Raw genomic sequence first — 21168 nt, 5'->3', positions numbered from 1 at the left:
CGGCAGTTAGTGCAGGGCGGCCTCTGCGGCCTGGATCGCCGCGAATTCCTCTTCCGGCGTGCCCGCTACCAAGTGATGCCGGCTGTAGAAAGCAAAGTAAGCAATTAATACTCCATAGATGATCGCGGCGCCAATAACCACCCTTGGATCCACCAGAAAGCCCGCAACGACGGCCACACAGGCCAGTACCAGGGCGACACCGGACGTGAAGATGCCGCCCGGCGTGCGGTACGGACGGTCCATTTTGGGGCGACGGATGCGCAGCGTGATGTGCGCGGCCATCATTAGCACGTAGGAAATGGTCGCGCCGAACACCGCCACCAGGATCAACAAGTCACCCTGGCCGGTCAGCGACAGGCCAAAACCGATAATGCCGGGGATCACCAGCGCCAGGACCGGCGCCTTGCTCTTGTTGGTCTGGGACAGTTTGCGCGGCAGGTAGCCGGCGCGGGACAAGGCGAAGATCTGTCGCGAATAGGCGTAGATAATCGAGAAAAAGCTGGCGATCAAGCCGGCCAGGCCGACCAGGTTGACGAAGCTTCCCATCCAGGTCGAGCCGCCATAGGACAACGCCAGCGCTTCCACCAACGGGTTGCCGGACTTGACCAGCGCATAGGTGCCGGCGCCGCCCGGTGCGATCACCAGGATCAGCAGGGCAAAACTGGTCAGCACCACAATGGCGCCGATCAGGCCGCGGGGCAGGTCGCGTTTGGGGTTCTTGGTTTCTTCAGCGGCCAGGGGCACGCCCTCGACGGCAAGGAAAAACCAGATCGCATAAGGGATCGCCGCCCACACGCCAACATAGCCGAAGGGCAGGAAGGTGCTGGCGCCCTTGGCTTCGGTCACCGGGATATCCAGCAGGTTGGCGACATTGAAGTGCGGCACCATCGACACCAGGAACACGCCCAGGGCAATCGCGGCGATGGCGGTGATCACGAACATCAGCTTCAAGGCTTCACCCACGCCAAAGATGTGGATGCCAATAAAGATGATGTAGAACGCCAGGTAGATCATCCAGCCGCCAATGCCGAACAGCGACTCGCAATAAGCGCCGATAAACACCGCGATGGCGGCGGGCGCGATGGCGTATTCGATCAGGATCGCGGTGCCCGTCAGGAACCCGCCCCAGGGCCCGAAGGCGCTGCGGGCAAAACCGTAGCCACCGCCGGCAGTGGGAATCATGGAAGACAGTTCAGCCAGGGAAAAGCACATGCACAGGTACATGGTGGCCATCAGCAATGTGGCGAGGAACATGCCGCCCCAGCCACCCTGGGCCAGGCCGAAGTTCCAGCCGGCGTAGTCGCCGGAGATCACGTAGGCAACGCCAAGGCCAACTAACAGCACCCAGCCAGCGGCGCCTTTTTTGAGTTCGCGTTGTTGGAAGTATTGGGAGTCGACTTTTTCGAAGTCGACGGAAGATCCAGTCGGTTCGCTAGGCATGAAGAAGTACCTTTCATTGTTATTGTTTTTAACTCGGCCTCTGTGTGCCGAATGCAATTGGCAAGTACTTGTGGAGAGCTAAGTGTGGGAGGGGCGGTACCCCTCCCACGCTTGATTGCATTTCAAATGTGGGAGGAGGGGTTAGTTAGAAGAAGCCCAACGGATTAATGTCGTAGCTCACCAGCAAGTTCTTGGTCTGCTGGTAATGATCCAACATCATCTTGTGCGTCTCACGGCCCACACCGGACTTCTTGTAACCGCCAAACGCGGCATGCGCCGGGTACAGGTGGTAGCAGTTGGTCCACACGCGGCCGGCCTTGATCGCGCGGCCCATGCGGTAAGCGCGGTTGATGTCGCGGGTCCACAGGCCGGCACCCAGGCCGAACTCAGTGTCGTTGGCAATCGCCAGGGCTTCGGCTTCGTCCTTGAAGGTGGTGATGCTCACCACCGGGCCAAAGATTTCTTCCTGGAACACGCGCATCTTGTTGGTGCCCTTGAGCAGGGTCGGCTGGATGTAATAGCCGGTGGCCAGATCGCCGGTCAGCTTCTCCACCTTGCCGCCGGTCAGCAGCTCGGCGCCTTCGCCCTTGGCGATTTCCAGGTAGGACAGGATCTTGTCGAACTGCTGCTCGGACGCCTGGGCGCCGACCATGGTGTCGGTGTCGAGTGGGTCGCCACGCTTGATCGACTCAACCTTCTTCATCACCACCTTCATGAAGTCGTCGTAGATCGACTCTTCCACCAGTGCGCGCGATGGGCAGGTGCACACTTCGCCCTGGTTGAAGAAGGCCAGTACCAGGCCTTCGGCGGCCTTTTCGATGAACTGCGGTTCGGCTTTCATGATGTCGGCGAAGAAGATGTTCGGCGACTTGCCGCCCAGTTCCACGGTCGACGGAATGATGTTCTCGGCCGCGCAATGCATGATGTGCGCGCCCACCGGGGTGGAGCCGGTGAAGGCGATCTTGGCGATGCGCTTGCTGGTGGCCAGGGCTTCGCCCGCTTCTTTGCCGAAGCCGTGCACCACGTTGAGCACGCCGGGTGGCAGCAGGTCGCCAATGACTTCCATCAGCACGTTGATGCCCAGTGGGGTTTGCTCGGCGGGCTTGAGCACCACGCAGTTGCCGGCGGCCAGGGCCGGGGCGAGTTTCCAGGCGGCCATCAGCAGCGGGAAGTTCCACGGGATTATCTGGCCAACCACGCCCAGGGGCTCATGGAAGTGGTAGGCGGCGGTGTGCTCGTTGATTTCGGCAGTGCTGCCTTCCTGGGCACGGATGCAGCCGGCGAAGTAGCGGAAGTGGTCGGCGGCCAGCGGAATGTCGGCGTTGAGGGTTTCACGCACGGCCTTGCCGTTGTCCCAGGTTTCGGTGATGGCCAGCAGTTCGAGGTTCTGTTCGATGCGGTCGGCGATTTTCAGCAGTACCAGCGCGCGGTCCTGGGCCGAGGTCTTGCCCCAGGCGTCAGCGGCGGCATGGGCGGCGTCCAGCGCTTTGTCGATGTCTTTGGCAGTGGAGCGGGGGAACTCGGCGATGGGCTTGCCGTTGACCGGTGAGGTGTTGGTGAAATAGTTGCCATCGACCGGCGCAACGAATTCGCCCCCGATGTAGTTGCCGTACTTGGCCTTGAACGAAACGATCGCGCCTTCAGTACCGGGGTGTGCGTAACGCATGATGGGTATCTCCTGGCTTTTATGTTTATTGGAGTGCAGCGCGGCAAGCGCTTGTTAAAGCGTAGAGCAAAGGTTGGGCCACTGCTTTGCGGGCCAGGTAAATCAAGGGCTTGGTCGTTGTTGCAAAGCGTTGCTGTGGCAGCCGTGGTACAGGCGCAGTGACAGTTTGTGCCATAAACGGTACAGCCTGTGACCAGTGGGTCGGCTCGGGATTGCAAAGGTCGGATGGCTGGGGGATGCTGGGGGCTCTCACGTAGAGAGAATAATAAGAACATGCAGAACGATCATTTCAGTCGCCATGCCCAGCAAGTCCTCACCGTGGCCCAAGGGCGCGACCCGTCCAGTGACCCGTCGATCGCCCGCTCCTGGCTGAGGTGCCTGGAGGACTACCACCTCGACCCTGCGCAAACCATCGCCCCTACCGTGCTCGAACATGGCCGCCTGCTGGAAAGTCGCGAGCGCCTGCAACAGGTGCTGCACATCGCCGGCAGCGAGATGAACAGCCTGCATCAACAGCTCTCGGGCGCCGGCCATGCAGTGTTGTTGACCGATGCGCGCGGGGTGATCCTCAACTGTGTCACCGCGTCGAGTGAGCGCAAGATTTTCGAGCGCGCCGGGCTGTGGCTGGGCGCGGACTGGAGCGAGGCCTGCGAAGGCACCAACGGCATCGGCACCTGCCTGGTGGAGCGCCAGTCGTTGACGATTCATCGTGATGAACACTTCCGTGGCCGGCATACCGGGCTGACCTGCTCGGCCAGCCCGGTGTTCGACCCTCATGGCGAATTACTGGCGGTGCTGGATGTGTCCTCGGCCAGGGAAGCGGTGTCGCGCCAGAGCCAGTTTCACACCATGGCCTTGGTCAATCTCTCGGCGAAGATGATCGAGAGTTGTTACTTCCTGCGGCATTTCGAGAACCAATGGTTGCTGCGCTTTCATTTACAGGCGGAATCGGTGGGCCTGTTCAGCGAGGGGTTGCTGGCGTTCGACGGCGAAGGGCGTATCTGTGCGGTCAACCAGAGCGCGTTGAACCTGCTGGGGCAGGTTCGCGGCGGCTTGCTCGGGCAGCCGGTGGAGGCGTTGTTCGAGTGTTCGCTGGATCAGCTGCTCGGTCGCGCCAGCGCAAATGCCACCGCCAGTTGGCCGTTGCGTACCCGGGATGGCCGGCATTTGTTCGCGGCCCTGCGCGGTCAGCCTCGCGGCGTAGGGGCACCCGCCCCCATTGCCAAGTTGCCGGAGCCACCACGGCTGCCCGGTATCTGCCTGGGTGACCCGGCCTTGCAAAACGATTTCCGTAAGGCGTTGCGGGTATTCGAGCGCGACGTGCCGTTGCTGATCAATGGCGAGACCGGCTCCGGCAAGGAGGCGTTCGCAAAGGCGGTGCACCATGCCAGCCAGCGCGCCGATAAAGCCTTTGTTGCGCTCAACTGCGCGGCTATCCCGGAAAGCCTGATCGAAAGCGAACTGTTCGGCTACCGCGGCGGCAGCTTTACCGGCGCGCGCAAGGAGGGTATGCAGGGCAAGTTGCAACAGGCTGATGGCGGTACGCTGTTCCTCGATGAAATCGGCGATATGCCCCTGGCGTTGCAGACGCGGCTATTAAGGGTGCTGGAGGACCGCATGGTCGTGCCTCTGGGCGGTGAGCCCCAGGCGATCGATGTCAGGATCATCAGCGCGACCCACAGGGATTTGCTCGGGCGTGTGGCGGACGGCAGTTTCCGCGAAGATCTGTATTACCGGCTCAACGGCCTGGAAGTCGGGTTGCCGCCGTTGCGTGAGCGCAGTGATAAATCTCAATTGCTGGATTTCCTGCTGGCAGAAGAGGCGGGCGGGCAGGCCGTGTTGCTTGAGCTGGCGGCGCGTTCGGCGCTGCTTCGCTTTGCCTGGCCCGGCAATGTCCGGCAGATGCGTACCGTGCTGCGTACGCTGGCGGCGCTTTGTGACGACGGGCGAGTCGGCCTTGAGGACCTGCCCGCGCAGATCCGCCAGGCCCAGGCGCAACCGGTGGCCGAGGCCCTGTCCATGGAGTCGCCTCTGGAGGACGCCGAGCGCCTGGCGTTGCTCGCGGCGCTGGAGCAACAGCGCTGGCACATGACCCACACGGCGGAACAGCTGGGGGTCAGCCGCAACACCCTCTATAGAAAGCTGCGCCGGCACGGTATTGCCCGCGCCTCCCTATGATCGGGTCCTACAGCTAAAAGGTGCGATTTTTGCCCCCCTGCGCTAACCTGCCTCGATGTTTTACGAGGTCGACTATGCACATTCATATTCTTGGTATCTGCGGCACGTTCATGGGCTCGATGGCGGTTCTGGCCAAAGAGTTGGGCCATCACGTTACCGGCTCCGACGCCAATGTTTACCCGCCCATGAGCACACAGTTGCAGGCCCAGGGCATTGAGCTGACGCAGGGCTACGACCCATCCCAATTCGATCCGATCCCCGACCTGGTGGTGATCGGCAACGCCATGTCTCGTGGCAACCCGGCGGTCGAGTACGTCCTGAACAAAGGCTTGCCCTATGTCTCCGGCCCGCAATGGCTGGCTGATCACGTGCTGCAAGGCCGCTGGGTATTGGCGGTCGCCGGCACCCATGGCAAGACCACCACCAGCAGCATGCTGGCCTGGGTCCTGGAGCATGCGGGCATGAGCCCGGGCTTCCTGATCGGCGGCGTGCCGCAGAACTTCTCGGTGTCGGCGCGCCTGGGCGATACGCCGTTCTTCGTGATCGAGGCCGATGAGTACGACAGCGCCTTCTTCGACAAACGTTCCAAGTTCGTCCACTACCGCCCGCGCACTGCGATCCTCAATAACCTTGAGTTCGATCACGCGGACATCTTCCCCGATTTGCAGGCCATCGAGCGGCAGTTCCACCACTTGGTGCGCACGATTCCAAGCGAAGGCCTGGTGATCCACCCGACTACCGAGCCGGCCTTGCAGCGCGTGATCGACATGGGCTGCTGGACCCCGGTGCAAACCACCGGTGCGGGCGGGCAGTGGCAGGTCAAGTTGCTCAGCGAGGACGGCTCACGCTTTGAAGTGCTGTTCGAAGGCCAGGCCCAGGGCATCGTCGAATGGGATATGACCGGCCAGCACAACGTAGCCAACGCCCTCGTGACCCTGGCAGCCGCGCGCCATGTGGGTGTGGTGCCGTCGATGGGCATTGCCGCGTTGAGCGCATTCAAAAGCGTGAAGCGCCGCATGGAGAAGGTCGCCGACGTGAATGGGATTACCATCTACGACGACTTTGCCCACCACCCGACGGCGATTGCCACCACCCTTGATGGCCTGCGCAAGCGGGTTGGGGATGCGCCGATCATCGCCATTGTCGAGCCGCGCTCCAACTCCATGAAACTCGGCGCGCACCGCGACGGCTTGCCGGAAAGTGTCAACGACGCCGACCAGGTGGTGTGGTATGCACCGGCCAACCTCGGTTGGGACCTGCCCGCGATTGCGGCGCTTTGCACCGTGCCGTCGAAGGTCTGCGATTCCATTGAAGGCATCATCGAATTCGTCAAGCAACAGGCCAAGCCTGGCACCCACGTGGTGGTCATGAGCAACGGCGGCTTTGGCGGCTTGCATGGCAAGTTGGCCGAGGCGCTGAAATGAGCGGCCCGGAACGCGTTACGCTGGCGATGACCGGCGCGTCCGGCGCGCCCTATGGCCTGCGCCTGCTGGACTGCCTGGTGCGCGAAGAACGTGAGGTCCACTTCCTGATTTCCAAGGCCGCGCAACTGGTGATGGCCACCGAGACGGACGTGGCGCTGCCGCCCAAGGTGCAGATGATGCAAGCCTTCCTCACCGAGTACACCGGTGCGGCGGCAGGGCAGATCAAGGTCTATGGCAAGGAAGATTGGATGTCGCCGGTCGCCTCGGGCTCCGGCGCGCCGGCGGCGATGGTGGTGGTGCCGTGTTCCACCGGGACCTTGTCGGCGATTGCCACGGGCGCCTGCAACAACCTGATCGAGCGCGCGGCGGATGTGACGCTCAAAGAGCGCCGCCAGTTGATCCTGGTGCCACGCGAAGCGCCGTATTCGAGCATTCACCTGGAGCACATGCTCAAGTTGTCGAACATGGGCGTGACCATCTTGCCGGCATCGCCTGGTTTCTATCACCAGCCGCAGACCATCGATGACCTGGTGGACTTCGTGGTGGCCCGGATTCTCAACCTGCTGAATATTCCCCAGGACATGTTGCCGCGCTGGGGTGAGCATCATTTGAGCAGCGATGAATAAGGCCCTGCTGGTCATCCTGGCGTTGCAACTGGCCGGCTGCGCCACCGCGCGTACGCTGGATGCGGCCAAGCCCGGCGCGCCGGTGGTGTATGCCGGCACGCGGCTGGATTTGTATGCGATGAATGGCGGCTGCTGCGCCATGGACCGGTTTGGTGCGCAGGCGCCGAGCTATCCCGGTGTCGACCTGCCAGCCAGTGCATTGCTTGATACGCTGCTGTTGCCGCTGTCGGTGTTGACGGTGCTCGGTGTGGGGTTTAACGCCACGGGCGGGCTCTAGCCTGGATTTTAAAGGCACCCCAAAACCAATGTGGGGGGCTAGTTATAGGGATAGAACGAGCAAACACTAACCTGTGGCCAGCGGGCGTGTTGTGGCGAGCGGGCTTACTGTGGCGAGCGGGCTTGCCCCGCGTTGGGCTGCGAAGCAGCCCCAGAACCAGCCGCTGAGGAGTGCCTGATACTCTGCATTCCGATTGATTGGGGCTGCTGCGCAGCCCAACGCGGGGCAAGCCCGCTCGCCACAGTTACAGTGTTCTTCCTTAACTGACGGGCATTGGGGCTTGCCCCCTCCCACATTTTGCTGTGTGTCCGGCTTTATTTACCGAGCTTGCGCAACTCATCCGACTCCACCACCCGCACGCCGTCCTGCTCTTCCAGCGCCAGGCGCCACATGGCGCGGGCCAGTTCGCACACTTCAATGCCGTGGTACTTGCCTGGAATCAGGCGTGACAACGGCCCGGCCAATTGCTCGGCCAGGCGCGGCTCAACACGTTCCCCCAGTAGCAGCGAAGGCCGCACGATGGTCAGTTGCGGCCAGTCCTGGGCCTTGAGTGCCTGTTCCATTTCCCCTTTGACCCGGTTGTAGAACACCGAGGATTTCGGGTCGGCGCCAATCGCACTGATCACGATCAAGTGCCGCGCGCCCATTTCCCGGGCGCGCTTGGCGAAGGCCACGACCATATCCAGGTCAACGGCACGGAAGGCCTCTTCCGATCCGGCTTTCTTGATGGTGGTGCCCAGGCAGCAGAAGGCAATATCCACCTGGCCGCTCAGTTGCGGCAGGAGCACCGCCGGGTCGCCTACCGGGTTTTCCAGGCGCGGGTGTTCAGCCAGCGGTTTGCGGCTGGGCGCCAGCACGCGGGTTACGGTGGGTTCGTTGAGCAGGCGGTCAAGCAGGTGCTCGCCGGTAAGCCCGGAGGCGCCCGCGAGCAGGATATGCTGAGGTGTCAGGTACATGGTGTTTCCCCCCCTTGTTACACAGTTCAGCTTAGTTGCCTTTGGCTTCCTTGCTATTCATTGAGACGCTTTCGAGCGCCTTTCGTGCCTGCTGTTTGCGTAATAATTGCCAATGGGCGATCACGCCTTTGGGGGCCCACATCTGCGGTTCGGAAGGCTCGAAGTTGTCCGCCTGTTCGCGTTCGCTCACGTGCAGTTGCGCCAGTTTGAAAGCTTGCTGCAAATCGTCGGTCTGGTTGAAGGCCTGGGCGAAGAGGGCGTCGCCGAAGTAGGTGAAATCGGCTTCCTCGGAGCACCCGAACGACACACGGTCGGCGCGGGAGGCGGTCATGATCAGGGTGTGTTCGTCTTTCAGTGCCGGGATGAAACCGCCGGAGTAGCAGGCGGAGATCACGATGATCTTGTCGCGGTTCTTCAGCGGCGTGAGCACGGCGGCCAGCTCATCGGCAGGCAGGTCGGCCAGCTCCATGCGCGGCTGGTCCAGCACCAGTTCATGTTCGTGGGTGCCGTGGCTTGTCAGGTAGATAAACACCAGGTCTTCCGGCCCGCTGCGTTCGGCGAGGGTCTGCACCGCGCGGCGCAGGCTTTCGCGGGTGGCCAGGGGGCGGTCGGCAATATGGTCGCGGTGGTTGACCAGGCGGATCTGCCCCCGGGCACCGAAGCGGGTGGCGAGCATATTGCTGACGTAGTCCGCTTCGCGCAGGAACACGCTTTGTTTACCGTCACCGGCCACGGCCAGGGTGTACAGCTCCACGGCCGGGGTGGAGGCGGGTACGGCGGCGAGGGCGGCTTCGAGCAAGCGGCCCTGGGCGAGCACGCCAATTTCCAGCGGGTCGGGTAGCAACTTGCCGTCGGCATCCCGCACGCGCATGCCATTGACCCAGGTGCCGGCCTGCACGGTACCGTCGGTGAGCACCAGGGTGCCACGCCCCTGGTAGTTGTCGCTGTCGAAGCCGCCGATATAGAAGCTGCCATCGGTCAGGTTCAGGCGGCCTTCGCCGCTGAAGCGCCAGTCGGCGAACTCGCCGACATAATGGCTACCGTCCACACCAATCAATTCGCCCTTGCCGCTCAGGGCGCCTTCCTTGAACTGGCCGATCCACACGTCGCCGTCGGCGTTTTCATAACGGCCCTTGCCATTGAGCTGGTTCTGCTTGAACTGGCCGACATAAATGTCGCCGTCAGCGCTGTTGAACGTGCCGTTGCCTTCCAGTTGGCCATCGACGAAGTGGCCGCTGAACTGGTTGCCGCTGTCGTCGTTGCGCTGGCCTTCGCCATTTGGTTTGCCGTGGGCGAACTGGCCCTGGTATTGGCTGCCGTCGGCCAGCTCCAGGCGACCGAGGCCGGAGTACTGGTCGTCCTTGAATTCGCCGCGATAGGTCATTTGCCCCTCTTTGAGGGTGCCTTCGCCGTTGCGTCGACCGTTCTTGAAGCCGCCCACATAGTGGCTGCCCGCCGTGCTCAAGCTGCCCTGGCCATCGAACAGGCCTTGCTTGAACTGGCCTTTATAGACTTCGCCGTTGCTGCCGTGCCATTCGCCCTGGCCGTGCCACTGGCCTTGGTCGAACTGGCCGGCGTACCAGCTGCCGTTGGGGTAGTCCACGCGGCCCTGGCCTTGCAGCAAGCCATTGACCACATCACCCCGGTAGCGGCCGCCGTCGGGCAGGCGCGCATCGGGCGGCAACAGCGATTCGCCGTCTCCGCAAGCGGTGAGCAACAGGGCAAGGGCAAGGGGAGCAAGTGGGCGCATAGCGGGATCCGGATAATTGAGCGCCGAGTATGCCGTAGCTGCGAGTTTCTTACATAAATTTACATACCCTGTGGCGAGTTTCAGTGCCTCACCACAGGGAAGGGCTTACACGAAGCAGAGCGACAACGACTCGGCGATGTAAGCGGGTTTTTCCTGACCTTCGATTTCCAGGGTGGCGGTGGCCTTGAACAGCCATTGGCCCGGTTTTTTCTCGGTGACGTCCGTGAGGGTGACGTTCAGGCGCACCTTGGAGTTGACCTTCACTGGCTGGATAAAGCGCACGCTGTCCAGGCCATAGTTGACCGCCATCTTCAGGCCCTCGGGCATGATCAGGATGTCTTCCAACAGCTTGGGCATCAGCGACAGCGACAGGAACCCGTGGGCGATGGTGCTGCCGAACGGCGTTTGCGCGGCCTTGACCGGGTCGACGTGGATGAACTGATGGTCGCCAGTGGCTTCGGCGAACAGGTTGATTCGGGCCTGGTCGATGGTGAGCCATTCGGAACGTCCCAGTTCCTTGCCGACATAATCTTTGAGCTGCGCTACGGGTACATAGGGCATTGCGTCTCTCCTTGGTTCATCGGTTTGTCCCTCCGCTGCAGGCGCGAGCTTGCTCACGAAGGTCGTTAACGATAACGCCGGCTTTTCTGGTTCGGCGCGGCGCACTCGAGTTTTTCGCGAGCAATCTCGCTCCTGAGGGAGGCAGTTGCTGTTTTTTTGGGGTTACAGAGAACCAATGTAGATCATCATGGGCTACCCGCCCGGTCAACCCACCATGCTTATGGCGAATGCCGGAGCATAGAGCGGGCATGCTTATAATGCGGGCGAGCCTTAGGGGGGGAGAACGGATGCTGTTACGCGGTCTGACATGGCTGGTGCTGTTTCAATTGATCGGCACCGCGATCAATCATTTGCTGGTGCCGGTACTGCCGGGGCCGATCATTGGCCTGTTGCTGATGCTGGGCTACCTGGTATGGCGCGGCGAAGTCGGTGAACCGTTGAGCCTGGCGGCCAGCAGCCTGTTGCGTTACCTGCCGTTGCTGCTGGTGCCGCCGGCGGTGGGGGTGATGGTGTATGCCAAGGACATCGCCGCGGACTTCTGGGCCATTGTCGGCGCACTGGTGCTGTCGCTGGTGATCGCCATGGGGTTTGTCGGCCTGCTGATGCAAAAGCTGGTCAAGCGCCAGGCGCAACAGGAGGAGGAACAATGACCTTCGACTGGCAGGGCGCGTGGGCGGCGGTGATTCATCACCCTCTGTTCGGCATCGGTATCACCCTCGGCGCCTATCAACTGGTGCTGGCGGGCTTTGAGAAAACTCGCTGGATTTTCCTGCAACCGGTGCTGGTCTCCATGCTGCTGGTGATTGGCGTGTTGCTCAGTTGCGGCCTGAGCTACGCCGAATACCGCAAGAGCACCGAGATCATGAGCATCCTGCTCGGCCCGGCGACGGTGGCCCTGGCAGTGCCGCTCTATTTGAACCTGCGGCGGATTCGGCAGTTGTTCTGGCCGATTTTTACTACGCTGGTGATAGGTGGCGTATTGGCCACTGGCCTGTGTGTGCTGCTGGGCTGGTGGTTTGGTGCCGAACACATGATGCTGATGACCATGGCGCCCAAATCGGTGACTTCGCCGATCGCCATGCTGGTGGCTGAGCAGATCGGCGGTGTCGCCGCATTGGCCGCGGTGTTTGTGCTGATCACCGGGGTCATCGGTGCGATGATCGGTCCGGCATACCTGTCGCGACTGGGCGTACACAGCCCCGAGGCACGCGGCATGGCCCTGGGCATGACCGCGCATGCGGTCGGCACCTCGGTGGCCTTGCAGGAAAGCGAAGAGTGCGGCGCCTTTGCGGCGCTCGCCATGAGTCTGATGGGCGTGGCCACGGCGGTGTTCCTGCCGTTGGCGGTGTCGGTAATTGTTTAAACCGGGTTTAAGGAAACCTTTATGAGTCTGGCGCTGTTCCCGCTCAATACCGTGCTGTTCCCCGGCTGCACCCTCGACTTGCAATTGTTCGAGGCGCGCTATCTGGACATGATCAGCCGTTGCATGAAAAAGGGCGAAAGCTTCGGCGTGGTGTGCATCCTCGACGGCCAGGAAGTCGGCATGGCCCCGGATGGCTACGCGCTGATCGGCTGCGAAGCGCTGATCCGCGACTTCAAGCAGCAGGATAACGGCCTGCTGGGAATTCGTGTCGAAGGCGGTCGCCGTTTCCGTGTGCGTGACGCCGGGGTGCAGAAGGACCAGTTGCTGGTGGCCGAGGTGCAATGGCTGGAAGAACTGCCGGACCAGGCGCTGGAAGAAGAGGACGCCGACCTGCTGGCCTTGCTCCAGGCCCTGGCCGAACACCCGATGGTCGCCTCGCTGGACATGGGCACCCACGCCGATGGCCAGCAGGCGCTGGGCAATCAGCTGGCGTACCTGCTGCCGTTCACCGAGGCCGACAAGATCGACCTGCTGCAACTCGACGACCCACAGCAGCGGCTGGATGCGATCCAGATGCTGCTCGACGAGTTGCAGGGCGAACTATTCACTCAATAGGCATAGCGCAGCAGCGCATGGGACATGCCGGCAAGCGCGATAAAACTCAGCACCGCCACCAGCGCCGGCAGCAGCAGCCACCAGGTTTTTTGGGGCATCGCCGGCAACGGGCTGCGGTACTGGCTGGCGTTCAGGCTGAAGGCACACACTGTCATCGCCAGCAACGTACCGGCCAGGATGTCGGTGGGCCAATGGGCGCCCAAATAGACCCGTGACAGCGCAATGAAGGCGGCGGGGATACACCCCAGCAGCATCCAGGTCAGGCGCATCCGCGTGGGTTGCCCGCGACCGGCCAATACTGCCAGCGCCAGGAAGAAGGCGAACGCACCGGAGGCATGGCCGCTGGGCATGCTGAAGCTGGTCAGTGGGTCGGTCAGGATTTCCGGTCGGCCACGGGCAAAGAACAGCTTGGTCGCAGTATTGATCAGCGCCGCCCCTGCCAGCGTGACACCGACAAACACCGCATGCCGCCATTGTCGCGCCAGTAACAGCAGGCCGGTGAACACGGCGCTGGCGACGAACATCTTCTTGAACTCACCCAGTTGGGTGATGCGCACCATCACCTCGTCCAGCCATGGGCTGCGGTGCTCCTGCACCAGTGCGCTCAGGCCCTGGTCGAAATCGTTGAGGTGGGGGTAGCCGATGAACAGCGCGATCAACAACGTCAGGCTGGCACACCCAATCCACAAGGTTGCACGACGATGGCCTCGCAGGCTGCTGTTCAAGCACAGCCCGATCAATACCGCCAGGCAGGCCGTGACCACGCCCGCCTCTGGCCAGAACCCTTCCGGCAAGGGTAGGCGGAACGCGGCACCGGTCGCCCAGCCGGGTATCAGGTAGGCCACCGACCAACCCGCCGCCGCCAGAATGCTCACGGCGGCGAAACGTGGGAACGGCATGTCGCACATGCCGGCGACCATTGGCAGCATCGGCCGCAGCGGGCCGATGAAACGGCCGACCAACAGGCTGGCGATGCCGTACTTGTGGAAGTAGGTCTCGGCACCGTTCATCCATTCCGGATGATGGCGCAGGCCGGGCAGACGGCGAATGTTCTGATGGAAATGCCGCCCCAGGTAGTAGGAAACCCCATCGCCCAGTAGTCCGCCGAGGAAGCCCATCAGCAAGATTTCACTCAACGACAGCGCCCCGCTGCCGGCCAGCACCGCAATGGCAAACAACAACACGGTGCCCGGCACGATCAGCCCGGCAATGGCCAGGCATTCCACGCACGCCACGATAAGCACCGCCGCCGCCAGCCATTGCGGGTTCAGGGTCAGCCAGCCGGTAATGCTATCGAGCCATTGGCCCATAAAACGTCACTCCCTCTATGTCATACATAACGCGAAACGCTGAAGATTTAATGTGGGAGGGGGCTTGCTCCCGATAACGGTGTAACAGGCCGCAGATGTGTCGCTGACCCACCGCTGTGTTGCGGCGATAGTGTTCAAACCAGAAAGTAGTCGCGGCCTTCGACCTGGCCGCGACGCAGCGGGTTCCGTGTGCAGTAGGGCGCATAGCCGGCATCGACGAAGCGATACATCAGGTGTTCATCGCGGCCGCTGGGAATGCCCAGGCGGGTGGTCTGGATAATCTGCGTCGGCACCTGGCCTATGTCTTCTACATAGAGCTGTTCCTGATCGAAGCGCTTGGCATCCCACATCGGGACTTTCAAACCCAGCGCCTTGCACAACAAGGTCTGGCCCGCGCAAAGCTTCTGCGAGGGGCGGGGGCTGCCGTCGGCATTCGGGTTGTTCAACAGCATCTGCGCCAGGCTGGCGGGACCTGAGAGTTCGTCAATCCAGGGATAGGCCGACTTGATCAGCACGGCATTGCCCGGTCCCTGGGCGCTGAAGTTCAGCGAATCACCGCCACGGGCGTAGTACATGTAGATATGCCCGCCATCCAGAAACAAAGCCTTACGCTTTTCTGTGTAGCCGAGGGAGGCGTGGCTGCCTTTTTCGGCCACGTAATACGCTTCGGTTTCAATAATTCGCGCTGAAAGCCAGATATCGCCGACGCGGTGGCGAATGATTTTTCCGAGCAATTCCCGTGCAAGCAGTTGTGCATCGCGGTCGAAGAAGCCGTCGGGCAGGGCGCTGGCGGGGAGTTGGGGGGTAAAACTGGACATGGCGTTCAGGGTTATTACGGCTAAATGTGACGGAATAATAACAACTCCCACCTTAATTACGGCTGAACCCCAGGTTTTTACAGTTCATTTCGACCATCCGCCCCACACCGCTGTCAGTCGGGCGGCGTCACAGCTATAATCTGCCGCTTTCCTCTTTGCCAAGACTCCCTGACCATGACTGAGTCCGTTCTTGACTACATGACCCGCCTGGGTCGCGCTGCCCGTCAGGCCTCGCGGTTGATCGCCCGTGCGAGCACCGCGCAGAAGAACCGTGCCCTGCTGGCCGCCGCCGATGCTCTGGATGCCTCGCGCTCCGAGCTGACCGCCGCCAACGAACTGGACCTGGCCAACGGCCGCGCCAATGGCCTGGAGCCGGCCCTGCTGGATCGCCTGGCACTGACCCCGGCGCGTATCGACGACATGATCGAAGGCTTGCGTCAGGTGGCCAAGCTGCCTGATCCCATCGGTGAAATCCGTGATATGCGTTACCTGCCGTCCGGCATCCAGGTCGGCAAGATGCGCGTGCCCCTGGGCGTGATCGGCATCATCTATGAGTCGCGCCCGAACGTGACCATCGACGCCGCGAGCCTGTGCCTCAAGTCTGGCAATGCCACCATCCTGCGTGGCGGTTCCGAGGCGATCCATTCCAACCGCGCCATCGCAGCCTGCATCCAGCAGGGCCTGGCCGTGGCCGAACTGCCGGCCGAAGTGGTGCAAGTGGTGGAAACCACCGACCGCGCAGCGGTTGGCGCGCTGATCACCATGCCGGAATTCGTCGACGTGATCGTGCCGCGCGGTGGCAAGAGCCTGATCGAGCGCGTCAGCCGCGATGCCAAGGTGCCGGTCATCAAGCACCTGGATGGCGTGTGCCACGTGTTCATCGACGTTGCCGCCGATATCGACAAGGCAATCCGCATCGCCGATAACGCCAAGACCCACCGCTACGCCCCGTGCAACACCATGGAAACCCTGCTGGTGCACGCCGGCATTGCCGAGCGCGTGCTACCGCCACTGGCTGCCATCTACCGTGACAAGGGCGTGGAACTGCGCGGCTGCGAGCGTACCCGTGCGCTGCTCGGCAGCGACGTGATCGAAGCGACTGAACAAGACTGGTACACCGAGTACACGGCACCGATCCTGTCGATCCGCATCGTTGACGACCTGGACCAGGCCATCGAACACATCAACCAATACGGCTCCAAGCATACCGACGCCATTGTTACCGAGCATTTCAGCGATGCCCGGCGTTTCCTCAACGAAGTGGATTCCGCTTCGGTGATGGTCAACGCCTCTACGCGTTTTGCCGACGGCTTCGAGTATGGCCTGGGGGCTGAGATCGGTATTTCCACCGATAAGCTCCACGCACGCGGCCCGGTTGGCCTGGAAGGCCTGACCAGCGAGAAGTACGTAGTGTTCGGCGACGGTCATGTGCGCACTTGATGGCTAAACGCATCGGGCTGCTCGGCGGTACCTTCGACCCCGTACACATCGGCCATTTGCGCAGCGCCCTGGAAGTCGCGGATGCCCTCGCGCTGGATGAGCTGCGCCTGGCGCCCAATGCCCGGCCGCCGCATCGCGACACGCCGCAGGTGTCTGCGCAGCAACGCCTGGAGATGGTACGCCTGGCCGTTGCCGGTATACCGCCGCTGGTGGTGGACGATCGTGAGCTCAAGCGCGATAAACCGTCCTACACTGTCGACACCCTGGAACTGATGCGCGCTGAACTGGCGGCAGATGACCAGTTGTTTCTGCTTTTGGGCTGGGACGCATTTTGCGGCCTGCCCTCTTGGCATCGTTGGGAGGAACTCCTCCAGCATTGCCACATCCTGGTGCTGCAACGCCCGGATGCCGACAGCGAACCGCCGGATGCCTTGCGCAACCTGCTGGCCGCGCGGTCGGTAAGTGACCCCTTGGCCCTGACCGGGCCGAACGGGAATATTGCATTCGTCTGGCAGACCCCGCTTGCGGTGTCTGCCACCCAGATCCGTCAACTGCTGGCCAGCGGGAAGTCGGTACGTTTCCTGGTGCCTGACGCGGTCCTGGCCTACATCGATGCGCACGGGCTTTACCGTGCGTCGAACTGAAAAGGCGCGCTTGAACGCACGAACAGTCGTGCAGCAAGCGCCCGAACATACGAGCAAAACGAGTTTTTTATGACGAACAAAGACGTAAGCAAAGTAAAACGCAAAGGCACGTTCAAAAGCGCGCCGCTGCCGGTTGAAGCCCATGTTGGCCCGGAGCTGGCTGGCGAAGAACTGGTAAAAGTCGCCGTTGCCGCCCTGGAAGACGTGAAGGCCCAGGACATCCAGGTCCTGGACGTGCGCGACAAGCAGAGCATCACCGACTTCATGATCATCGCCACGGGTACCTCCAACCGCCAGATCGGCGCGATGCTCGACAAGGTTCGCGAAGCCGTCAAGGCCCAAGGCGTCAAGCCGCTGGGTGAAGAAGGCAAGGGCGACAGCGACTGGGTGCTGCTGGACATGGACGACGTGATCGTTCACATGATGACGTCCAACGCCCGTCAGTTCTACGACCTGGAACGTCTGTGGAAAGGCGCCGAGCAGAGCCGCGCCGCTGATGGCAAGCACCACAGCCCGGAAGTGGGCCACGCGCACTTCGACAAGCTCAACAAAGACCAGGAATAAGGAACGGCTGTGCGCCTGCGTCTGATTGCTGTCGGTTCACGCATGCCCAAGTGGGTGGAGGAAGGCTGGCACGAGTATGCCAAGCGTCTGCCCGCCGAGCTGTCGCTGGAACTGGTGGAAATACCGCTCAATACCCGGGGCAAGAATGCCGACGTGGCGCGCTTTATCCGTCAGGAAGGCGAAGCCATGCTGGCCAAGGTCGGCCCCAACGAGCGCATCGTCACCCTCGAAGTGCACGGCAAACCCTGGAGCACCGAGCAGTTGGCGGTGGAACTGGATCGCTGGCGCCTGGACTCGCGAACCGTCAACTTCATGGTCGGTGGCCCCGAAGGGCTGGCGCCGGAAGTCTGCGCGCGGGCGGACCAGCGCTGGTCGCTGTCGGCGCTGACGCTGCCGCACCCGTTGGTAAGGATTCTGATCGGTGAACAGCTGTACCGCGCCTGGACAGTCCTGTCCGGGCACCCTTATCACAAATAATCTGCGCCCCTCCCGATGACCCAGCCGATCCGCATCAAGGACCACGAGAAAGACGCACGTCTGGTACGCGCGCGCGTGGTGTTTGGCGCGATCATGGTGGTGACGCTGATTGGGGTGCTGATCGCTCGCCTGTATTTCCTGCAGGTGATCCAGTACGACTATCACTCCACATTGTCGGAAAACAACCGGGTGCATGTGCAACCGATTCCACCGACCCGTGGCCTGATCTTCGACCGCAATGGCGTGGTGGTGGCGGATAACCGGCCCAGCTTCAGCCTGAGCATGACCCGCGAGCGTTCCGGCGATTGGCAGCAGGTCCTCGACGTTATCGTCGAAGTACTGCAACTGACCCCGGAAGACCGGGTGATCTTTGAGAAGCGCATGAAGCAGGGGCGTCGGCCGTTCGAGCCGGTGCCGATCCTGTTCGAGCTGACCGAAGAGCAGATTGCGCGCATCGCGGTGAACCAGTTCCGCCTGCCGGGTGTGGAGGTGGTGGCGCAGTTGGTGCGGCATTACCCGCAAGGGCCGCACTTTGCCCACTCCGTCGGCTACATGGGGCGGATCAACGAGAAAGAGCTGAAAAGCCTCGATCCGGTCAATTACAGCGGCACCCACCATATCGGCAAGACCGGTATCGAGCGTTTCTACGAGCCCGAGCTGCACGGCCAGGTAGGTTACGAAGAAGTCGAGACCAACGCCCGCGGCCGCGTGCTGCGGGTGCTCAAGCGCACCGATCCGGTACCGGGCAAGGACATCGTGCTGAGCCTGGACATCAAGTTGCAGGAGGCGGCCGAGATGGCGCTTGGCGGCCGTCGCGGTGCGGTGGTGGCACTGGATCCGAGGACGGGCGAAGTGCTGGCCATGGTCAGCCAGCCGAGTTTCGACCCCAACCTGTTTGTGACCGGCATCAGCTTCAAGGCCTACGCCGAACTGCGTGACTCCATTGACCGTCCACTGTTCAACCGTGTGCTGCGTGGCCTGTACCCACCGGGTTCGACCATCAAACCGGCGGTGGCGATTGCCGGCCTGGATGCAGGCGTGGTGACGGCGTCGAGCCGCGTGTTCGACCCCGGCTACTACATGCTGCCCAACTACGATCACAAATACCGTAACTGGAACCGCACCGGTGACGGCTATGTCGATTTGGATACCGCGATCATGCGCTCCAACGACACCTATTTCTACGACCTGGCCCATAAGCTGGGGATCGACCGTTTGTCCGCCTACATGGGCAAGTTCGGCCTGGGTCAGAAAGTCTCCCTGGACATGTTTGAAGAGTCCCCCGGCCTGATGCCGTCGCGGGAATGGAAGCGCGCGACCCGCCGCCAGGCGTGGTTCCCTGGCGAAACCTTGATCCTCGGTATCGGCCAGGGCTATATGCAGGCCACGCCTTTGCAGTTGGCCCAAGCCACCGCGCTGGTGGCCAACAAAGGCATCTGGAACCGTCCGCACCTGGCCAAGACCATCGAAGGCGAGAAGCCGGTGGATGAAAACCCGATCCCGGATATCGTGCTGCGCGACCCGTCCGACTGGACCAAGGTCAACCACGGCATGCAGCAAGTGATGCACGGCGCCCGGGGGACCGCACGCAAGGCGGCCCTCGGTGCGCAATACCGCATTGCCGGCAAGAGCGGTACCGCCCAGGTCGTGGCAATCAAGCAGGGTGAGAAATATGACCGCTCCAAGGTCCAGGAGCGCCACCGCGACCACGCCTTGTTTGTGGGTTTCGCCCCGGCTGACGACCCGAAGATCGTGGTGGCGGTGATGGTCGAGAACGGTGAGTCCGGCTCCGGTGTCGCCGCGCCTGTGGTGCGGCAGATCATGGATGCCTGGTTACTGGCCGACGACGGCAAGCTCAAGCCGGAATATGGCGGCCCCCCTTCAAGCACCGAGGTTACGGCCAGTGAAGAGTAATTTTGATCGCATCCTCTCCAGCGAGGATGTGATGCGTCGTCGCGCGACGTTGCTGCAACGCATGCACATTGATGGCCCGCTGTTGATTCTGCTGCTGACCCTGGCCGCCGGCAGCTTGTTCGTGCTGTATTCGGCCAGTGGCAAGAACTGGGACCTGCTGATCAAGCAGGCATCCTCGTTCGGCCTGGGCCTGTTGTCGATGGTGGTGATCGCCCAGCTTGAGCCGCGTTTCATGGCGCGCTGGGTGCCGCTGGGCTACGTCGCTGGCGTATTGCTGCTGGTGGTGGTGGACGTGATGGGCCACAACGCCATGGGCGCGACCCGCTGGATCAACATTCCGGGGGTGATTCGCTTCCAGCCGTCGGAATTCATGAAGATCCTGATGCCGGCGACTATCGCTTGGTACCTGTCCAAGCGCACCTTGCCGCCGCAGCTCAAGCACGTGGGGATCAGCCTGATCCTGATCGGCGTGCCGTTTGTCCTGATCGTGCGCCAGCCGGACCTCGGCACATCGCTGCTGATCCTGGCCGGCGGTGCGTTCGTGCTGTTCATGGGGGGGTTGCGCTGGCGCTGGATCCTCAGCGTGCTGGCGGCTGCCATCCCGGTGGCGGTGGCCATGTGGTTCTTCTTTATGCACGACTACCAGAAGCAACGGATCCTGACCTTCCTCGACCCCGAGAGCGACCCGCTGGGCACCGGCTGGAACATTATCCAGTCGAAAGCCGCCATCGGTTCCGGTGGCGTATTTGGCAAGGGTTGGCTGCTGGGCACGCAGTCGCACCTGGACTTTTTGCCTGAGAGCCACACCGACTTCATTATTGCTGTGATGGGCGAGGAGTTCGGCCTGGTCGGCATTTGCGCCCTGTTGCTGATCTACCTGTTGCTGATTGGTCGCGGCCTGGTGATTACCGCCCAGGCGCAGACGCTGTTCGGCAAATTGCTTGCCGGCAGCCTGACCATGACTTTTTTTGTTTACGTTTTCGTCAACATCGGTATGGTCAGTGGCCTGCTGCCGGTGGTTGGGGTGCCATTGCCGTTTATTAGCTACGGCGGAACTTCGCTGGTGACATTGCTGTCAGCGTTTGGGGTTTTGATGTCGATTCATACGCATCGCAAGTGGATCGCTCAGGTTTGAATAAGGTGAA

Annotated in this window: 20 protein-coding genes; 13 read left to right on the top strand and 7 right to left on the bottom strand. The window is 62.1% G+C overall.

Annotated elements, in window-relative coordinates:
• Positions 1–6: 6 nt before the first annotated feature.
• Together eat and QU606_RS31580 are read right to left on the bottom strand one after the other, a co-directional pair.
• Positions 7–1440: an ethanolamine permease gene (gene eat / locus QU606_RS31585; protein WP_024077594.1), complete on the bottom strand. Its 1434-nt coding sequence runs from the start codon at positions 1438–1440 to the stop codon at positions 7–9.
• Between the two features lie 145 nt (positions 1441–1585).
• Positions 1586–3106: an aldehyde dehydrogenase family protein gene (locus tag QU606_RS31580; RefSeq protein WP_024077593.1), complete on the bottom strand. Its 1521-nt coding sequence runs from the start codon at positions 3104–3106 to the stop codon at positions 1586–1588.
• 273 nt (positions 3107–3379) lie between these two features.
• Here QU606_RS31580 and QU606_RS31575 point away from each other — a divergent pair, with 273 nt between their 5' ends.
• The 4 genes from QU606_RS31575 (at position 3380) to QU606_RS31560 (ending at position 7611) form a co-directional block, all read left to right on the top strand.
• Complete coding sequence (locus QU606_RS31575; protein WP_304997982.1) at positions 3380–5284, top strand: sigma-54-dependent Fis family transcriptional regulator; 1905 nt, start codon at positions 3380–3382, stop codon at positions 5282–5284.
• 74 nt (positions 5285–5358) lie between these two features.
• Positions 5359–6708 (top strand): UDP-N-acetylmuramate:L-alanyl-gamma-D-glutamyl-meso-diaminopimelate ligase, encoded by a 1350-nt coding sequence (gene mpl / locus QU606_RS31570; protein WP_304997981.1) that lies wholly within the window; start codon positions 5359–5361, stop codon positions 6706–6708.
• The gene (gene ubiX, locus QU606_RS31565) at positions 6705–7334 is read left to right on the top strand and encodes a flavin prenyltransferase UbiX (RefSeq protein ID WP_010206807.1); all 630 of its coding nucleotides are present in this window, start codon (positions 6705–6707) and stop codon (positions 7332–7334) included. The genes mpl and ubiX overlap by 4 nt, the downstream gene beginning before the upstream one ends.
• Positions 7327–7611, top strand: coding sequence for a YceK/YidQ family lipoprotein (locus tag QU606_RS31560; protein ID WP_024077590.1), 285 nt, complete (start codon positions 7327–7329; stop codon positions 7609–7611). The genes ubiX and QU606_RS31560 overlap by 8 nt, the downstream gene beginning before the upstream one ends.
• 314 nt (positions 7612–7925) lie before the next feature.
• Here the strand turns inward: QU606_RS31560 and QU606_RS31555 are convergent, their stop codons facing one another.
• The 3 genes from QU606_RS31555 to QU606_RS31545 all read right to left on the bottom strand — a co-directional run bounded on the left by QU606_RS31555 (position 7926) and on the right by QU606_RS31545 (position 10878).
• A complete protein-coding gene (locus tag QU606_RS31555; protein ID WP_024077589.1) occupies positions 7926–8567 on the bottom strand; it encodes an oxidoreductase in 642 nt (213 codons plus the stop codon).
• A 31-nt stretch (positions 8568–8598) separates the two neighbouring features.
• The gene (locus tag QU606_RS31550; RefSeq protein ID WP_304997980.1) at positions 8599–10317 is read right to left on the bottom strand and encodes a C13 family peptidase; all 1719 of its coding nucleotides are present in this window, start codon (positions 10315–10317) and stop codon (positions 8599–8601) included.
• Positions 10318–10422: 105 nt separating this feature from the next.
• A complete protein-coding gene (locus tag QU606_RS31545) occupies positions 10423–10878 on the bottom strand; it encodes a MaoC family dehydratase (protein ID WP_024077587.1) in 456 nt (151 codons plus the stop codon).
• 287 nt (positions 10879–11165) lie between these two features.
• On the opposite strand from QU606_RS31545, the gene QU606_RS31540 reads away from it, so the two are divergent.
• Genes QU606_RS31540 through QU606_RS31530 form a run of 3 tightly spaced genes read left to right on the top strand, consistent with a single transcriptional unit; the run spans position 11166 to position 12856 of the window.
• Positions 11166–11528 carry a CidA/LrgA family protein gene (locus QU606_RS31540; protein ID WP_024077586.1) on the top strand — a complete coding sequence of 121 codons (363 nt, stop codon included), beginning with the start codon at positions 11166–11168 and terminating at the stop codon, positions 11526–11528.
• Entirely contained in the window at positions 11525–12241 is a 717-nt protein-coding gene (locus QU606_RS31535) for an LrgB family protein (RefSeq protein WP_193689873.1), read from the top strand. The genes QU606_RS31540 and QU606_RS31535 overlap by 4 nt, the downstream gene beginning before the upstream one ends.
• 21 nt (positions 12242–12262) lie before the next feature.
• Complete coding sequence (locus tag QU606_RS31530) at positions 12263–12856, top strand: LON peptidase substrate-binding domain-containing protein (RefSeq protein ID WP_024077584.1); 594 nt, start codon at positions 12263–12265, stop codon at positions 12854–12856.
• Here QU606_RS31530 and QU606_RS31525 read toward each other — a convergent pair.
• Positions 12850–14166, bottom strand: a complete 1317-nt coding sequence (locus QU606_RS31525; protein ID WP_304997979.1) for a bifunctional DedA family/phosphatase PAP2 family protein — start codon at positions 14164–14166, stop codon at positions 12850–12852. The two genes, QU606_RS31530 and QU606_RS31525, sit on opposite strands and share 7 nt — an antisense overlap.
• Positions 14167–14300: 134 nt before the next feature.
• A complete protein-coding gene (locus tag QU606_RS31520; RefSeq protein WP_024077582.1) occupies positions 14301–14984 on the bottom strand; it encodes a DNA-3-methyladenine glycosylase in 684 nt (227 codons plus the stop codon).
• A 174-nt stretch (positions 14985–15158) separates the two neighbouring features.
• Between QU606_RS31520 and QU606_RS31515 the strand changes: the two genes are divergently transcribed.
• From QU606_RS31515 to rodA, 6 genes are all read left to right on the top strand, one after another.
• Entirely contained in the window at positions 15159–16424 is a 1266-nt protein-coding gene (locus QU606_RS31515; RefSeq protein ID WP_024077581.1) for a glutamate-5-semialdehyde dehydrogenase, read from the top strand.
• Entirely contained in the window at positions 16424–17068 is a 645-nt protein-coding gene (gene nadD / locus QU606_RS31510; protein ID WP_041161029.1) for a nicotinate-nucleotide adenylyltransferase, read from the top strand. The genes QU606_RS31515 and nadD overlap by 1 nt, the downstream gene beginning before the upstream one ends.
• 69 nt (positions 17069–17137) lie before the next feature.
• The gene (gene rsfS / locus QU606_RS31505; protein ID WP_003176298.1) at positions 17138–17632 is read left to right on the top strand and encodes a ribosome silencing factor; all 495 of its coding nucleotides are present in this window, start codon (positions 17138–17140) and stop codon (positions 17630–17632) included.
• Between the two features lie 9 nt (positions 17633–17641).
• On the top strand, positions 17642–18109 hold the full coding sequence (rlmH, locus tag QU606_RS31500) for a 23S rRNA (pseudouridine(1915)-N(3))-methyltransferase RlmH (protein ID WP_003176297.1): 468 nt from the start codon (positions 17642–17644) through the stop codon (positions 18107–18109).
• Positions 18110–18124: 15 nt separating this feature from the next.
• Entirely contained in the window at positions 18125–20023 is a 1899-nt protein-coding gene (gene mrdA, locus QU606_RS31495; RefSeq protein ID WP_024077579.1) for a penicillin-binding protein 2, read from the top strand.
• A gap of 31 nt (positions 20024–20054) precedes the next feature.
• Entirely contained in the window at positions 20055–21158 is a 1104-nt protein-coding gene (rodA, locus tag QU606_RS31490) for a rod shape-determining protein RodA (protein ID WP_051448934.1), read from the top strand.
• Positions 21159–21168 lie beyond the last annotated feature (10 nt).

Origin of the sequence: Pseudomonas sp. OVF7 (genome assembly GCF_030644265.1) — a bacterium.
Lineage (GTDB): Bacteria > Pseudomonadota > Gammaproteobacteria > Pseudomonadales > Pseudomonadaceae > Aquipseudomonas > Aquipseudomonas gorinensis.
The sequence above is the reverse complement of the archived record's forward strand: the minus strand, read 5'-3'. Positions and strand labels throughout refer to the sequence as shown.

Excerpts from the sequence above, each read along its gene's own strand:
- eat (WP_024077594.1), bottom strand. The coding sequence starts at position 1,440 with ATGCCTAGCGAACCGACTGGATCTTCCGTCGACTTCGAAAAAGTCGAC.
- QU606_RS31580 (WP_024077593.1), bottom strand. The coding sequence starts at position 3,106 with ATGCGTTACGCACACCCCGGTACTGAAGGCGCGATCGTTTCGTTCAAG.
- QU606_RS31575 (WP_304997982.1), top strand. The coding sequence starts at position 3,380 with ATGCAGAACGATCATTTCAGTCGCCATGCCCAGCAAGTCCTCACCGTG.
- mpl (WP_304997981.1), top strand. The coding sequence starts at position 5,359 with ATGCACATTCATATTCTTGGTATCTGCGGCACGTTCATGGGCTCGATG.
- ubiX (WP_010206807.1), top strand. The coding sequence starts at position 6,705 with ATGAGCGGCCCGGAACGCGTTACGCTGGCGATGACCGGCGCGTCCGGC.
- QU606_RS31560 (WP_024077590.1), top strand. The coding sequence starts at position 7,327 with ATGAATAAGGCCCTGCTGGTCATCCTGGCGTTGCAACTGGCCGGCTGC.
- QU606_RS31555 (WP_024077589.1), bottom strand. The coding sequence starts at position 8,567 with ATGTACCTGACACCTCAGCATATCCTGCTCGCGGGCGCCTCCGGGCTT.
- QU606_RS31550 (WP_304997980.1), bottom strand. The coding sequence starts at position 10,317 with ATGCGCCCACTTGCTCCCCTTGCCCTTGCCCTGTTGCTCACCGCTTGC.
- QU606_RS31545 (WP_024077587.1), bottom strand. The coding sequence starts at position 10,878 with ATGCCCTATGTACCCGTAGCGCAGCTCAAAGATTATGTCGGCAAGGAA.
- QU606_RS31540 (WP_024077586.1), top strand. The coding sequence starts at position 11,166 with ATGCTGTTACGCGGTCTGACATGGCTGGTGCTGTTTCAATTGATCGGC.
- QU606_RS31535 (WP_193689873.1), top strand. The coding sequence starts at position 11,525 with ATGACCTTCGACTGGCAGGGCGCGTGGGCGGCGGTGATTCATCACCCT.
- QU606_RS31530 (WP_024077584.1), top strand. The coding sequence starts at position 12,263 with ATGAGTCTGGCGCTGTTCCCGCTCAATACCGTGCTGTTCCCCGGCTGC.
- QU606_RS31525 (WP_304997979.1), bottom strand. The coding sequence starts at position 14,166 with ATGGGCCAATGGCTCGATAGCATTACCGGCTGGCTGACCCTGAACCCG.
- QU606_RS31520 (WP_024077582.1), bottom strand. The coding sequence starts at position 14,984 with ATGTCCAGTTTTACCCCCCAACTCCCCGCCAGCGCCCTGCCCGACGGC.
- QU606_RS31515 (WP_024077581.1), top strand. The coding sequence starts at position 15,159 with ATGACTGAGTCCGTTCTTGACTACATGACCCGCCTGGGTCGCGCTGCC.
- nadD (WP_041161029.1), top strand. The coding sequence starts at position 16,424 with ATGGCTAAACGCATCGGGCTGCTCGGCGGTACCTTCGACCCCGTACAC.
- rsfS (WP_003176298.1), top strand. The coding sequence starts at position 17,138 with ATGACGAACAAAGACGTAAGCAAAGTAAAACGCAAAGGCACGTTCAAA.
- mrdA (WP_024077579.1), top strand. The coding sequence starts at position 18,125 with ATGACCCAGCCGATCCGCATCAAGGACCACGAGAAAGACGCACGTCTG.
- rodA (WP_051448934.1), top strand. The coding sequence starts at position 20,055 with ATGCGTCGTCGCGCGACGTTGCTGCAACGCATGCACATTGATGGCCCG.